At 74.6% G+C, this 14,139-nt stretch carries 13 protein-coding genes; 7 read left to right on the top strand and 6 right to left on the bottom strand.

What is annotated here, in order from left to right; all coding sequences use genetic code 11:
* Positions 1-129: 129 nt before the first annotated feature.
* The gene (locus ACFZBD_RS06145; protein ID WP_391136282.1) at positions 130-480 is read right to left on the bottom strand and encodes a PRC-barrel domain containing protein; all 351 of its coding nucleotides are present in this window, start codon (positions 478-480) and stop codon (positions 130-132) included.
* A gap of 209 nt (positions 481-689) precedes the next feature.
* On the opposite strand from ACFZBD_RS06145, the gene ACFZBD_RS06140 reads away from it, so the two are divergent.
* The 4 genes from ACFZBD_RS06140 (at position 690) to ACFZBD_RS06125 (ending at position 7,416) form a co-directional block, all read left to right on the top strand.
* Positions 690-2,186, top strand: coding sequence for a hypothetical protein (locus ACFZBD_RS06140; RefSeq protein ID WP_391136279.1), 1,497 nt, complete (start codon positions 690-692; stop codon positions 2,184-2,186).
* A 131-nt stretch (positions 2,187-2,317) separates the two neighbouring features.
* On the top strand, positions 2,318-3,655 hold the full coding sequence (locus ACFZBD_RS06135; RefSeq protein ID WP_391136276.1) for an AAA family ATPase: 1,338 nt from the start codon (positions 2,318-2,320) through the stop codon (positions 3,653-3,655).
* A complete protein-coding gene (locus tag ACFZBD_RS06130) occupies positions 3,652-5,097 on the top strand; it encodes a VWA-like domain-containing protein (RefSeq protein WP_391136272.1) in 1,446 nt (481 codons plus the stop codon). Before ACFZBD_RS06135 ends, ACFZBD_RS06130 begins: the two co-directional genes overlap by 4 nt.
* Before the next feature lie 525 nt (positions 5,098-5,622).
* Positions 5,623-7,416, top strand: a complete 1,794-nt coding sequence (locus tag ACFZBD_RS06125) for a SpoIIE family protein phosphatase (protein ID WP_391136269.1) — start codon at positions 5,623-5,625, stop codon at positions 7,414-7,416.
* Here ACFZBD_RS06125 and ACFZBD_RS06120 read toward each other — a convergent pair.
* Positions 7,373-8,374, bottom strand: a complete 1,002-nt coding sequence (locus tag ACFZBD_RS06120) for an NAD(P)-binding domain-containing protein (RefSeq protein WP_391136266.1) — start codon at positions 8,372-8,374, stop codon at positions 7,373-7,375. The genes ACFZBD_RS06125 and ACFZBD_RS06120 overlap by 44 nt on opposite strands.
* A 163-nt stretch (positions 8,375-8,537) precedes the next feature.
* Between ACFZBD_RS06120 and ACFZBD_RS06115 the strand changes: the two genes are divergently transcribed.
* Together ACFZBD_RS06115 and ACFZBD_RS06110 are read left to right on the top strand one after the other, a co-directional pair.
* The gene (locus tag ACFZBD_RS06115; RefSeq protein WP_391136263.1) at positions 8,538-9,167 is read left to right on the top strand and encodes a TetR family transcriptional regulator C-terminal domain-containing protein; all 630 of its coding nucleotides are present in this window, start codon (positions 8,538-8,540) and stop codon (positions 9,165-9,167) included.
* Positions 9,168-9,290: 123 nt separating this feature from the next.
* Positions 9,291-9,908, top strand: a complete 618-nt coding sequence (locus ACFZBD_RS06110) for a methyltransferase domain-containing protein (RefSeq protein ID WP_391138484.1) — start codon at positions 9,291-9,293, stop codon at positions 9,906-9,908.
* 69 nt (positions 9,909-9,977) lie between these two features.
* On the opposite strand, the gene mgrA is transcribed toward ACFZBD_RS06110, so the two are convergent.
* Positions 9,978-10,970: an L-glyceraldehyde 3-phosphate reductase gene (gene mgrA / locus ACFZBD_RS06105; protein WP_391136259.1), complete on the bottom strand. Its 993-nt coding sequence runs from the start codon at positions 10,968-10,970 to the stop codon at positions 9,978-9,980.
* A gap of 142 nt (positions 10,971-11,112) precedes the next feature.
* Between mgrA and ACFZBD_RS06100 the strand changes: the two genes are divergently transcribed.
* Positions 11,113-11,991: a LysR substrate-binding domain-containing protein gene (locus tag ACFZBD_RS06100; protein ID WP_391136257.1), complete on the top strand. Its 879-nt coding sequence runs from the start codon at positions 11,113-11,115 to the stop codon at positions 11,989-11,991.
* Positions 11,992-12,085: 94 nt separating this feature from the next.
* Here the strand turns inward: ACFZBD_RS06100 and ACFZBD_RS06095 are convergent, their stop codons facing one another.
* The 3 genes from ACFZBD_RS06095 to ACFZBD_RS06085 form a co-directional block, all read right to left on the bottom strand.
* Complete coding sequence (locus ACFZBD_RS06095; RefSeq protein ID WP_391136253.1) at positions 12,086-12,625, bottom strand: hypothetical protein; 540 nt, start codon at positions 12,623-12,625, stop codon at positions 12,086-12,088.
* A 107-nt stretch (positions 12,626-12,732) separates the two neighbouring features.
* Complete coding sequence (locus ACFZBD_RS06090) at positions 12,733-13,377, bottom strand: DNA alkylation repair protein (RefSeq protein ID WP_391138482.1); 645 nt, start codon at positions 13,375-13,377, stop codon at positions 12,733-12,735.
* Positions 13,378-13,490: 113 nt separating this feature from the next.
* Positions 13,491-14,132: a hypothetical protein gene (locus tag ACFZBD_RS06085; RefSeq protein ID WP_391136250.1), complete on the bottom strand. Its 642-nt coding sequence runs from the start codon at positions 14,130-14,132 to the stop codon at positions 13,491-13,493.
* Positions 14,133-14,139 lie beyond the last annotated feature (7 nt).

The raw sequence follows: 14,139 nt of genomic DNA, 5'->3' as shown, positions 1-14,139 counted from the left end.
GCGCATCGGGGGCGCGGTCGCGCCGCCACGATAGGCGGGCCGTCGGACCGCACACCACTCTTTTTCACCGCCCGCCCGCCCCGCCCCTGCCCGTGGACGCCGGGCCGGGCGGGACCTTCCGGACACGCCCTAGCGGAAGAACGCCAGGTAGTAGTCCGCGAACTTCATGCGGTGGTCGTCGTCCTTCCCGGTCGGGTCGGGGACGAACTCGGGGGCGTCCTTGACCTGTTCCCGGGTGCGGCTGACGTGGACGGTCCTGGTCGCGGTGTCGACGGCGGTGACGATGCCCGCCGGGATCACGACCTGCTTGCCGAGGATCCACGGGCCGGTGTCCACCACGAGGTGGCAGCTGCCGACGTCCGCGGAGTGCTTGTCGACCTTTCCGATACCGCCGTCCGTCGCCTCGACCTGGTAGCCGGTCAGGTTCATGTCCGCCGCGTGGATCGCGGTCTCGGAGTAGGACCAGATGTCGGGGAGCATGGAGGCTTCCTTCCTGCGGGGCCCCACGGGGGCCTTGTGCGGACCTTCCTTGTTGCCCGGCACGGCCGGTTCACACCGCCCCCGTGGGAGTCGCCCGGAGCTGCGGCGAAAACCGCAGGAGGGTTCGAGGGATCATGGGTTACGATCCCCGCGATGATGAACTTCGCCTCGTACCGATGGGGGGACTCGTTCGCGCAAGGTGAGTGCTGATGGCACATCACTTCGCCGACGAGCTTCCGCCCCGCCTGTCCATGTGGGCGCGCGTACGCCGGTACGCCGTACCACCGTCCATGATCGAGACCGCCACCGCGCGGCGTACGGTCGGTGACTGGGCGGGCGCCTGCGCCGCCGCCCGGATCGACGTCGATCTCGATCTGCGCGCCGTGGCCATCCGCCACGGCACCGACATCGCCACCCGCGTCCGTGCGGACCTGCGCCGACTGGCGCCGGACCTGCTGCGCTGGCACATGCCCCGGATCGCCCCCGACGGGCGCCTCCGCCCCGGCCTCACCCTCGCCCTGGCCGCGTACCACCGCTCCGCCGACGACCCGCTCCAACTGGTCGTACGGACACCTCCGGCCTGGGCGGACGCCGGACAACGCCTCTCCCTGACCCTCTGGGAAGGATCCGGAAAGGCCGCCGCAGGCCGTCTTCCGCGCACCTACGCCTCCTCCCACCCGCACCCGCACCCCGACCGGCGGTTCCGGCTCGACCTGCACCGGCACCTGTGGGACGCCGGACAGGCCGGCGAACTGGCGCGGCGGTGCGGCCTCACCGGCGGCGCTCGGCCCGCGGTGCCGCCCCCCGGTCTCACCGGTGACCTCGACGGGGCGTGGGCGGTGACGCGTTGGGCCGCCGAGGCGGAGCTGCTGTTGCGCGCCGAGGGACGCCCCCGCGGAGCCTTCGTCGTACGCCTCGGAGCGGGACGACGCGCCGTCCTCGAACTCGTCGCCCCCGACGCCGGCCATGTCCCGGTCTGCGGACCGCCGCGAGAGCCACTCCCGCCGCGGGAGGCGGCGGCGCTCCCGGTGCTGCCGGAGGCGGCGGCCCGGACCCTGCCCGACCTGGAGCTGCTACGCGCCGGGCTGGTCGCCGTCGACCGGCTCCACCCCCTCGTCGCGACGGCACTGGCACCCGCCGCCCGCGCACCCGTGCCCGGCGGCATCCCGGGGCTCGCCCCCGAACCCGGTGATCCGCACCGGGTGGAGTGCCGGGGCGAGGTCCACCGGATCGCCCTGCGCGACGGGGTGCTGTCGGCGATCGACCATGATCCGACCACCCTGCGCCGGGAGGAGCTGCTGGTCGCCCTCGGCGGTCCGGCGCTGCCCTGCCTGCGGGCTATCGACGCCGTGCACCGCGACCCGCAGGCCCTGCCGGCGGTACGGGAACGGCTCGGCCACGGCGACGTGGCCGGCGCGCTGGCCGTGGTCGAGGGCCTGCTCGGGCCCGGCGCGGTCCTGCGCGACGGGCCGCTCCGGGAGGAGCTGATGTCGGCCGCGGCCCGCCGCGTCGACCACGGCCTCTTCCGCTCGGGGCTGCCGGCCGAACACCCCGCCGCCGCGACGGCTTCGGCCGGGAGCGGCCAGGCATCGGACGCGGGACGCACCGCGGCCGGCCACCGTCCCCGGCTCGACCGCCACACGCCTCTCGATTGGCGCCGCAAGCGGAGCAGCCGGTCCCGGCCCCGCACCGGCCTGTCCCCATGACCCGCTCCCCTTCCTGAACCGCCCTGTACCTGAACCGCCCTGTACGCGCCGCACCTCTGCGCGCCCGTCCCCATGCCCTTCCGCCTTCCGCGACGGGTCGTCCCGTCCCCTCAGCCACCCAGGTGATGCCCATGACGCCCAGCACCAGCACCCTCGCCCCCCTCGCCGCGCCCGACTCGGCCCCCGCCCCGGCGCCCGCCTCCGGGGCGCGCCCCCACCCCCCGGCGGACGCCTCCCCGACCCCGTCCCGTCTCGGGGTCGCCGCCGACCTCCTGTCCCTGCTGCGGACGACGACCACCGAGCCGCGCCCCGACGAGCAGCTCGAAGCCCTCACCCTCGCCGTCGCGGCCGACCTGCCCGTCCTGCTCTGGGGCGAACCGGGCATCGGCAAGACCGCGGCCCTCACCCAGCTCGCCACCTCCCTCGACCTGCCGCTGACGACCGTCATCGCCAGCGTCCACGAGCCGTCCGACTTCTCCGGACTCCCCATCGTGGGCGACGACCCTGCCGTCCAGGGCGTGCCGATGGCGCCGCCGCAGTGGGCCGTCGAACTCGTACGCGCGGGGCGCGGCCTGCTCTTCCTGGACGAGCTCTCCACCGCCACGCCCGCGGTCCAGGCCGCACTGCTCCGGGTGGTCCTGGAGCGGAAGGTGGGTGCGCTGCAACTCCCGCCGGGCGTACGGATCGTGGCCGCCGCGAACCCCCGCGCGTCGGCGGCGGACGGCTGGGAGCTGAGCCCCCCGCTGGCCAACCGGTTCGTGCACCTCTACTGGGTCCACGACCGGGAGGTGGTGGTGCGCGGCCTGGGCGGCGTCTGGCCCCGGGCGGAGCTGCCCCGGCTGATGCCGGAGAAGCTGCCGGAGGCGGTGGCCTTCGCCCGCCGCGCGGTCTGCGGCTTCCTCAAGGCCCGGCCGACGATGATCCACCGGCTGCCGACCACCGAGACGCGACGCGGCGGCGCCTGGCCCTCGCCCCGCAGCTGGGAGGCCGCCCTGACCCTGCTGGCCTTCGGGACGGCGGCCGCCGCCTCCCGCGAGGTCCTCGCGCTGCTGGTGCGCGGAGCGGTGGGGGACGGGCCGGGCCTCGAACTCCTCGCCCATCTCGACCGGATGGACCTGCCCGACCCGGAGACGCTGCTGGCCGACCCGGCCTCCGCCGACCTGCCCGAGCGCGGCGATCTGCGCCAGGCGACGCTGGAGGCGGTGGTGGCCGCCGTCGGGGCACGCCCGGAACGGCAGCGGTGGGAGGCCGGATGGGCGGTTCTGGTCCGGGCGCTGGAGACCGGCGCCCCCGACCTCCTCGTCGCACCGGCGACGGCGCTCGCCGGGCTGCGGCGCGACGACTGGGAGATTCCGGAGGCGGTGGAACGGCTGACCGGGGTCGTCGGCCTGGCCCGCCGCGCGGACCGGTCCGTGGGCCGGGCCGTGGCGGCCGCCGAGGCCGACCGCGCGCCGGGGACCCGCCGATGACGGGGCCGGCGAAGCCCGCGCGGCGGCCGCACCGCGAGACCCCCGCCCCGCTCCCGCGGCCGATGTCCCCGCCGCCCCCGCCCCGCCCGGTGCGGGCCACCGTACCGCCGCCGGCGGGCTACGGCGGACGGCCCGCCGCGTCCGGCGCCGCCGGCCCCTCGGGCGGCACGGACCAGGCGCGCGGAACGGATTCGTCAGGCCCCTCGGGTCGAGCCACCCCGCCCGGACTCCCGCTGGACAGCGAGAAGTTGCTGGCCGCCCGGCTGCACGCGGTGAAGGTACGCCCCTATCTGGCCGGCGCGCTCTTCGCCCTGCACGTGGTGGAGGACCGGTCGGTGCCGACGATGGCGGTGGACGCCCACTGGCGCTGTTACGTCTCCCCGGCCTTCGTGGCGTGCACCCCGGTCGAGGAACTGGCGGGCGTCTGGGTGCACGAGGTGTCCCATCTGCTCCGCGACCACCACGGGCGGAGCGAGCGGTACGCGAAGGAGCACGACGAGCACGGGCCGGGGGAGCGGCTGCGGCGCAACATCGCCGCCGACTTCGAGATCAACGACGACATCTACGGCGACGGTCTGCCCCGGCCCACCGGGGCGGTGCTGCCGTCGATGCTGCGGTTGCCGGACGACCAGCTGATGGAGGAGTACCTGCGCACCGCGTCGATGTCCGGGCTCGCCGCGGACCTGGCCTGGCTGGACTGCGGCGGCGGCGCGGACGGCCAGGACCGGCCGTGGGAGCTGGGACCGGACGGGGCGCACGGCCTGAGCAGACAACAGCAGGACGCGGTCCGCTTCCGGGTCGCGGAGGGGATCAAAGGACGGCCGGGCGACGCGCCGGAGGGATGGCGCCGATGGGCGGAGGAGGCGTTCCATCCGCCGCAGCCGTGGCGGCGGTTGCTGGGGGCCGCGATCCGGTCGGCGGCGGGTGCGCCGGGGGTGGGTGAGAACCACAGCTACCGTCGCCCCTCGCGGCGCTCGGCCGGTGTTCCCCGGGTGATCCTGCCGAGCCTGCGCCGTACACCGCCCCGGGTCTGTGTCGTGATCGACACCTCAGGGTCGGTCAGCGACGCCGAACTGGGCAGCGCGCTGCTGGAGGTGACGGCGATCTCCCGGGCGGTGGGCGGGCGGCGCGACCTGGTCTCGGTGATCTCCTGCGACGCGGCTGCCGGCGTCGCCGTCCCGCTGTGCCGCGCCGAGAACATCGACCTGGTCGGCGGCGGCGGGACGGACCTGCGCTCCGGCTTCGCCCGGGCCCTGCGCTCCCCGGCCCGCCCGGACGTCATCGTCGCCCTGACGGACGGCCAGACCCCCTGGCCTTCGGCGCCACCGCCCTGCCGCACCGTCGTCGGCCTCTTCCCCCGGCCCGCCCGCGTGGTCGAGGACAACCCCGACTACACCCCGGACACGCCACCGGCGTGGGCGCACGTGGTCACCATCGGCTGATCCCGCCGAGCCGGCCCACAGACGGGACCTGCTCGGCCGGACCGCCGAGGGGGGAGCGCCCGGCCGGCGGCGCGGCCGGTCACGCAGGGCCACGGCGTGTACGGACATGCTCCGGCATATGCCGAAGGTTCTTTCGTGCACGACCCTGTCGCAGCCGGGCCGTCGGTGGCAAGGTGGCGGTGCGCGGTCCTCCAGCTCACCCCCGGAGACGGGGCCGCGCCCCGGCCCCGCCTGCCCCGAGCCGGCGGGGCCGCGTCCCTCTTCCCGGTCGCCTCGGCGCGCCCGGCCCGAGCGCCGCGGACGCCGGGCCCCCGGCCCCCGGCGGCGACGCCCGCGGCCCCCTTCCCGAAGACGCACGAGCCGTGCGACACGGCCTCCCGCACCGCCGGCGGACACGCACGGCACGCCGTGCGCCCCCTCTGCATATTTTCGGTCTCCGGACCGTACGACTTCACGTGCGATCGGGCGGCTTCCGGTGCAGACTGTGCACCACATGACGTCCATTCCTGTCAGGGGGCCGAAAGAGTGAACGGCGGCAGCGGCAGACGGCGCCTGACCGGCCGTGGCTCGGCCGGAGGGGACCCGTCGGCGCACCGCGCGGCCGGCGCCCGGTTCCGCCGGAGCAGGGGCCTCCTGCCGCCGGACCGGATCACCACCCGCAGCCGGCTCGCCTGGCTGAATTCGGCCACGTCCCGGATCGGCACGACCCTCGACCTCGAACGCACCGCCCAGGAGCTCGCCGAGTTCACCGTGCCCCGGTTCGCCGACGGAGCCGCCGTGGACATCCTGGAAAGCGTCTTCCGAGGCGACGAGGGCTCCCGCTGGACCGGGACGGGCCTGCCCGCCATGCGGGCCACGGCCCTGTGCGCCATCGAGGAGCTGTCCTCCCTGGAGCCGACACCGGTCGGCGAGACCTTCGTCCACGCCGAGATCCCGCACGAGACCCTGCTCCACCGCTACTGCCTGCGGCAGGGCAAGCCGGTCCTCGTCAGCCGGATCCGCGACGACGACTTCGCCCGCGTCGCCCCCACCGAGAGCGCCGCCGCGAAGATGCGCGCCGCCGGAGTGCACAGTTATCTGGCCGTGCCCCTGATCGCCCGCGGACTGCTGCTCGGCAGCGCCGACTTCGTCCGCGGCCCGGGAACGCCGCCGTTCTCCTCCACCGACCTGGCCCTGGCGGAACAACTCGCCTCCACCGCCGCCGTCTTCATCGACAACGCCCGGCTGTACGGACGCGAGCGCGAGCACGTCGTGTCGTTGCAGCGCAGTCTGCTGCCGCGCGTGACGCCGGTGACCCCGGGACTGCGGGTGCACGCCGAATACGCGCCGTCCTCGGCCCACCACGGCGTGGGCGGGGACTGGTACGACGTCATGGCCCTGCCCAGCGGACGCACCGCCCTCATGGTGGGCGACGTCATGGGGCACGGTCTGCCCGCCGCCGCCACCATGGGGCGTCTGCGCACGGTGGCCCGCACCCTCATGACCCTGGACATGGCCCCCGAACGGATCCTCGCCCGGCTCGACCTCGCCACCCGCGACCTGGAGGACGAACAGGTCGCCACCTGCCTCTGCGCTGTCTACGACCCCGCCGACTCCACGTACACCCTGGCCAGTGCCGGGCACCTGCCGCCCCTGCTCGTCGACGGGCGGGGCTCGGCCGACTTCGTCCCCGTGCCGACCGGCGCGCCTCTCGGAGCGGGAGTGATCCCGTACGACCCGCTGCGGCTGCGGGTCCCGGAGGGCGGCCATCTGGTCATGTACACCGACGGCCTCGTCAAGTCGAGGGACGCGGGCCTGGAGGAGCAGCTGGAGCGTCTGCGCTCACTGGCGCGAGGCCTCCCGCCGGCGGCGCTGGAGGCGGGCGGCCTGGTGGAGGGGGCTCCCGCCGGCGCCGACCGGTTCGACGAGGCCGTGCTCCTCATCGGCCGCGGCATGTCGTTCCCGCCCTCCGATCTGCGGGTGTGGGAGCTGCCCCAGGACGGGCGGGCCGCCTCCGCCGCACGCAGCCTCGTCACCGGTCAACTCGCCGACTGGGGCCTGACGGAGCTGGCCGACGTCTGTGAACTCGTCGTCTCCGAACTCGTCGGCAACGCCCTGCGCTACGGCAACGGCCCCGGCGAACTGCGGTTGCTGCGCGGCGAACGCCTCGTCGTGGAGGTCTCCGACACCGGCCCCGACCTGCCCCAGATCCAGCACGCGGACGTCAGCGACGAGGGCGGGCGAGGGCTTCAGCTCATCAACATGCTGTGCCGCAGGTGGGGTTCGTGCCGCACGGTCACCGGCAAGGTGGTGTGGGCGGAACAGAACATGCCGTCCTGACGGGTCGGCGCCCGGTGTCCGTACGGGCCTCGCGGCCGTCGGCTCCGGGGGCGTCCGGGCCCTCGCGCCCGGCGGGTCGGCGCCCGGTGTCCGTACGGGCCTCCAGCGCGTGGAGCACGGCCACCATGTCCTCGGCGCCATGCCCCTGGGCCACCGTCTCGTCGAAGAGGGCGTGGCAGACGTCGAGGAGCGGGGAGGCCACGCCGGCGGCGCGGGCGGCCCCCGCGACCAGCCGGTTGTTCTTCAGGACGTCCGCTGCCGCCGCCTGGACGGCGAAGTCCCGGGCCAGCAGCTTCGGCGCCTTCATGCGGGCGACCGCACTGGCCATCGGCCCGGCCTCCACCACCTCCAGGAACAGGCGCCGGTCGAGCCCGTGCCGGTCGGCGAAGTGGAACGCCTCGGTCAGGCCGGTGACGAGGGTGATCAGGAACAGATTGACCGAGAGCTTCATGAGCAGGGCGTCGCCCGGCCCGGTGCCACAGCGGAAGGTCTCGCGGCACATGAGGGCGAGCAGCGGACGAACCGGCTCGACGGCCTGGTCGTCGCCGGCCACCATCGCCACCAACTGCCCCTGCTCCGCCGGAACGCGGGAGCCCGAGACCGGCGCCTCCACGTAACGGCCCCCCGCGGCCCGGATCTCGCCTGCCAGCCCCCGCGCGTACTCCGGCGAGGTCGTCCCCATGTGGACGACGGTGTTCCCGGCGACGTGGGCGGCGAAGTCCGGCGTGCCGCGACCCAGGACGGAGTGCATGGCGTCCTCGTCGGCCAGCATCACGACCACGACACCGGCACGGTCGAAGACCTCGGCCGGGCTCGCCGCGACCTCGGCCCCGAGGGCGCGCAGGGGTGCGCACCGGGCGGGGCTCCGGTTCCAGACGACGAGGGGCGTACGGGCACGGGCCAGGTTGAGGGCCATGGGCTGCCCCATGACTCCGAGGCCCAGGAATCCGACGTACATCGGGCACCTCCGTCTTCTCGGGACGAGACCGGGCCCCGGAACGCCCGACTATGACAGTGGTCATAATAGGCGCACCTATGACCGCTGTCATAGGATGGGTTTCCCGCTCGTGGGGGAGGGGGCCGCCGGTACGACCCGGCCCGAGACGGCAGGGAGACACGACATGGCAGCGCCCGAACGGGGCCCGCGGGAGCGCATGGTCTTCAGCGCGGCACAGCTCATCCGGCGGGACGGCGCCGCCTCCACCGGGATGCGCGATGTCGCCGCCCACGCCGAGGCGCCCCGCGGGTCACTCCAGCACTACTTCCCCGGCGGCAAGGAACAGCTCGTCAACGAGGCGGTGGACTGGGCGGGCCGCTACGCCGCCGGGCGCGTGGCCCGCTTCCTCGCCGCACTGCCGGAGCCGACCCCCAGCGGTCTGTTCACGGCGATGCTGCGCCAGTGGACCGACGAGTACGAGGCGATCGGCTACGGCGGCGGCTGCCCGGTGGCGGCGGCCACCGTCGATCTCGCGCAGTCCACCGCCTCCACGCGCGAGGCGGCGACCGCCGCCTTCCGCACCTGGAACGCCGCCGTGGCCGACGCCCTGGCGGGCATGGGCGTGCCCGAGGCCAGGGCCCGGCCACTCGCCACGCTGATGATCAGCACGCTGGAGGGGGCGATCCTCATCGCCCGTGCGGAGCGGGACGTCCGCGCGCTGACGACCGTCGCCGAGGAGCTCGGACCCCTCCTCGACGCGGCGGTGAGCACGGGAACCGACGGCTCCGTCCCGCACCCGCACGCCGGCAGGTGACGGACGGGGCGGTGTGCGGGCCGAAGCAGAGGGGGTGGAGGGTGGCCGGGTGCCACACCTAGGCTCTTCCCCGTGACCGACACCCACGCGCACCTCCGCGTCACCGCGGATGCCTACGACGCCATGGCCGTTCTCTACGCCGACCTCGCGCGCGAGGCGCTCGACGCTCTCCCGCTGGACCGCGCCGTGATCGCCGCCTTCGCCGATCTCACCCGCGCCACGGGCGCGGGGCCCGTCGCCGAGCTTGGGTGCGGCCCCGGATACGTGACGGCCCACCTTCGGGACCTGGGCCTGGACGTCCGCGGCATCGACCTGTCGCCGGTGATGATCGACCTCGCCCGCGCGGCCCACCCCGACCTGCGCTTCGACCTCGGTTCCATGGACGCCCTGGACCTGGCCGACGGCGCACTGGGCGGCATCGTCTCCTGGTACTCGGTCATCCACACGCCGCCGTCGGAACTCCCCGCGTACTTCGCCGAGTTCAGCCGGGTCCTGGCTCCCCGGGGCACCCTCCTGCTCGGCTTCTTCGAGTCCGAGGGAGGGCCGGTGGAGGCGTTCGACCACAAGGTGACGACGGCCTACCGCTGGCCGATCGACGATCTCGCCGCCCTCGCCCGCGAGGCCGGGTTCGTCGAGATCGGCCGGATGCTGCGCGAGCCCGGCGAGGAGGAGCGGTTCCGCCGCGGGCACCTGCTGATGCGGGCCGCCGACCGGCCGCGGCCGCCCGCCCCCGCGGCGTAACCCCCGCCCCGGCGCCCCGCCCGGGCGCCGGCACGGGTACCGCCGGACTCCCGCGCCCTCACTCCCGGCTCACGGACGGGCCAGCTTGTCTATGTGGGCCAGCTCCTCCGGATCGAAGTCGAGGTTGCCGATCGCGGCCACACTGTCCTCCAGCTGACGGGCGCTGCTCGCGCCGATCAGGGCCGACGTCACCCGGCCGCCGCGCAGCACCCAGGCGAGGGCGAGCTGGGCGAGGCTCTGGCCCCGGGACTCGGCGACGTCGTGCAGCGCGCGCAGGCGCGCCACCAGATCCGCCGTGAGGACGTCCCGGTTCAGGAACGGACTGTCGCTCGCCGCCCGCGAGTCCTCGGGGATGCCGTCCAGGTACCGCCCGGTGAGCAGCCCCTGCTCCAGCGGCGAGTACGCGATGGAGCCGACCTGCAGCTCGTCGAGCGCGTCCAGCAGGCCCTCGTCCTCGGGGCGTCGGTCGAGCATCGAGTAGCGGGGCTGGTGGATGAGCAGCGGGGTGCCCAGCTCGCCGAGGATGCGGGCGGCCTCACGGGTCTGCTCGGCCGAGTAGTTGGAGACGCCGACGTACAGCGCCTTGCCCTGCCGCACCGCGGAGTGCAGGGCGCCCATCGTCTCCTCCAGGGGAGTCTCCGGGTCGAAGCGGTGCGAGTAGAAGACGTCGACGTAGTCCAGCCCGAGCCGCCGCAGGCTCTGGTCCAGCGACGACAGCACGGACTTGCGCGAGCCCCACTCGCCGTACGGACCCGGCCACATGAGGTACCCGGCCTTCGTCGAGATGATCAGTTCGTCCCGGTACGGCGCGAAGTCCGTCTTCAGGAAGCCGCCGAGGGCGGACTCGGCGGAGCCGGGCGGCGGACCGTAGTTGTTCGCCAGGTCGAAGTGGGTGATCCCGAGGTCGAAGGCGCGGCGCAGGATCGAGCGCTGGGTCTCGGCCGTACGGTCCGGGCCGAAGTTGTGCCAGAGCCCCAGCGACAGGGCGGGCAGCTTCAGGCCACTGCGGCCGGCGCGCCGGTAGGGCATGGCGGCATAGCGGTCGGTGTGTGCGGTGTACAACGCGACTCCATGGCGAGAGGGGTGCGATCCGGGATCCCGGCGCCCGGGATCCCCGGGAGGGGCCACACCCAATCTGCCCTCATCCGCGCCCATCGGTCCAACAGAAGAATCCGATGGGATTCAGCGGATACGCTGCTCAATCATGGAACTGCGCCACCTCCAGCACTTCGTCGCCGTCGCCGAGGACCGGCACTTCACCCGGGCCGCCGATCGGCTCATGGTCTCCCAGTCGGGCCTGTCGGCGTCGATCCGGGCGCTGGAGCGCGAACTGCAGGCGCCGCTGTTCGTGCGGACGACCCGCCGGGTGACGCTGACCGAGGCCGGGCGGGCCCTGCTGGGCGAGGCGGAGCGGATCCTGGCGCAGGTGCGGGCCGCCCACGAGGCGGTGGCGGCGGTGCAGGGCGTGCTGCGCGGCACGCTCGCGCTGGGCACGGAGCAGTGCATCGCCGGCGTGTACGCGGCGGGGCTGCTGGCCGCCTTCCGGCGCCGCCACCCGGACGTGGAGATACGGCTGCGCCAGTCGGGCTCCCTCGACCTGGCGGAGGAGGTCGCCGCCGGACGTCTCGACCTCGCGTTCGCCTACCGCACGCGGGCCGACTCCGACCGCCTGCGCTCGGTGCCGCTCGCGGCCGAACCGATGTCGCTGCTGTGCCATCCCGAGCACCCGCTCGCGACGGCCGGCCAGGTCGCGCCCGAGGACCTCGCCGACGAGGTCTTCGTCGACTTCCACCCCGACTGGGGGCCGCGGCGGGCCACGGACGCCGCGTTCGCCGCCGCGGGGGTCGTGCGCACGGTCGCCCTGGAGGTGAACGACGTCCACAGCCTGCTGGACCTGGTGGACGAGAACCTGGGGGTCGCCGCCGTTCCGCGCCACTTCCGGCGCAAGCGCGAGGCCCTGGCCGCCCTCCCCGTGAAGGGCGCGGACGAGGCGGTCTACGAGACCGTGGCTCTTCTGCCACCCGTACAGGCCACGAGCCCCGCCGCCCGCGCGCTCATGACGCTCCTGCAGTCGGGGCATTGAGGGAGTGTCCGAAGCCGGACGGTGAGGCACCTGCGTTCGACGGCCGCACCTGGGCGGACGCGCCCTGGTCCCACGGACGTACCCCGGACACGACCTACGGCGTCGGTGTCGCCGCCCGAGGAGCGGGCGCCGCGCCGGCGACCGTCCAGGCGGCCGTGGCCCACAGGGAGAGCGCGGCGGCGACACCGACCACGAGGCGCACGGTCTCGTCCGGTCCTCCGGTCGCCCACACGGCGAGACCGGCCGCCGCCGCCAGGATCAGGAGCGCGGCGGGTACGCGCAGCCGCGGCTGCTCGAAGACCACCGCGAGAGGGAGGAAGTGCAGGCCGACGACGAGCGCGACCAGCGGTGGGATCAGCACCGGGGTACCGCTGACGCCGCACACGACGGCGACGGCGATGATGAGCAGCCACTGCACGGCGTTGATCCGGTTGAACCGCCGCCGTTGCTCGGCCGGGAAGAGGCCTCCCGCCGACGCCGGCAGGAACCGCTTCGCGGCCAGCATCAGGCCGAGCGCGAGTAAGCACCCGACGACGATCGACACGGGGCGGACCCACCCGTCGAAGGCGCTCGTCCCCAGCAGCCACCAGCCGACACCGAACAACGCGAGGAACCCCACCCCTGACTTGAACATGACCGCACTGTAGTGCGCCTTCCGTCCCCGCGGGGGTGGATGCCGACCTTGACCCGGGCCACGGCGAACGAGGGGCCGCCGCCCGGGCGCCCGCCGCAGCGGAGCCGTCACGCCCCCTGCTGCCTGCGCACCATCTCCGTGATCCAGACCGGCGCGAACGGGGACGTACAGCCCGGCGATGTGGGGTAATCCTTCAGCACCTCCAGGCGTTCGCCGATGGCGAGCGCACGGGGGCGGAGCTCCGCGTGGTCGATCCCGATCCGGGCCAGGCAGTGGTTCATCGCCCACTGCAGACGGTCCGGGGCGTCCTTCATCTCCGCCTCGATGACGTCGAGCAGCGCGGGCAGGTCGAGACCCTCCGGCTTCTTCGCGACCCGCTCCGTGGTGAGCGCCCACCCGGCGCTCGCGACCACGGGATCCGGATCATCGGTCCAGGTCAGGCGGAGCTCTTCGGCGTGCGGATTCTTCTTCACCACGTAGTTCACCAGCCAGTCGTGCACCTTGGGGGTGCGCGCCTCGCGCAGCATGGAGTCCAGCTCGTCCCGCTCGAAGGCCTTCGGGCGGCAGATCAGGGTGGCCAGCAGCCTCGCCGCGGTGTCACCCGTCACCCACAGCCCGCGCGCGAGGTCCTGCTGCGTCCTGAGCCGTTTCGCGAGCGCCCGCAGCCTGCCGAGGTTCACACCGTGGTCGTCACCGTGCTTCTCGTTGACCGCTCGGGCCTTCGGGTCCTCCAGCTCGGCCAGCTCGGCCATCACCCCGTCCACGGTCGCCTCGACCGGCGTCGTCCCAGCCACCCTGTCCTCCTCTTCCTCGCGCGCGGCGTTCAGCCTACGACGGAGGCCCGGGCGGCCCTGATACGCGCCGGTCAGGTCACCAGGAACAGCGTGTCGAACCAGACCAGGTCCAGCTCCACGTGCAGGAGGAAGCGCCCGCTCGCCCGCTCACCGCCCGGGGACCCCGCCCCCGCCCCCGGCCCCGTCCCCGTCCCCGATGCCGCCGAGGCCGGCGCGAGGACCCGGAGGTCGTACGCCGTACTGGCCTGCCAGCCCGATCGCGTCGGCAGATACGGCACGAGGGGGTCCGGCAGGTCGGCGGGCAGCGCCGCCGGAGCGAACCGTTCGGCCGGCGGCACGGAGCGCACGATCTCCGCCGCGCCCCGCACCGGCCGTGCCACCCCGACCACCCGGATCCGCGCGTCCGGGCTCGGGATCGTCTCGCGCTGCCCCACCGTGTCGATGTCGTAGCCGAGCCAGTGGGCGTCGGTCAGCCGACCCAGCGCGACGAACCGCTTGTGCAGGGGCCCGGTGTCGGTCCGCACCCGCAGAGGGTCCGGCGGCGCACCGCTCCCGCTCCCGTCGCGCGGCCCGTCTCCGGCCCTGCCCCCGTGGTCGGCCCCCGCCCGGCCCGTCGGCGAGGTGCAGGCGGTCGCGGCGAACGACGGGACGAGTACCGAGACGCCTGCCAGCGCGAGGAAGCCCCGCCGCCCCGGCCGGCCGACGTTCCCCATGTGTCCC

Origin of the sequence: Streptomyces sp. NPDC008121 (assembly GCF_042957155.1) — a bacterium.
Taxonomy (GTDB): domain Bacteria; phylum Actinomycetota; class Actinomycetes; order Streptomycetales; family Streptomycetaceae; genus Streptomyces.
This window is presented reverse-complemented; position numbering and strand designations above follow the sequence as displayed.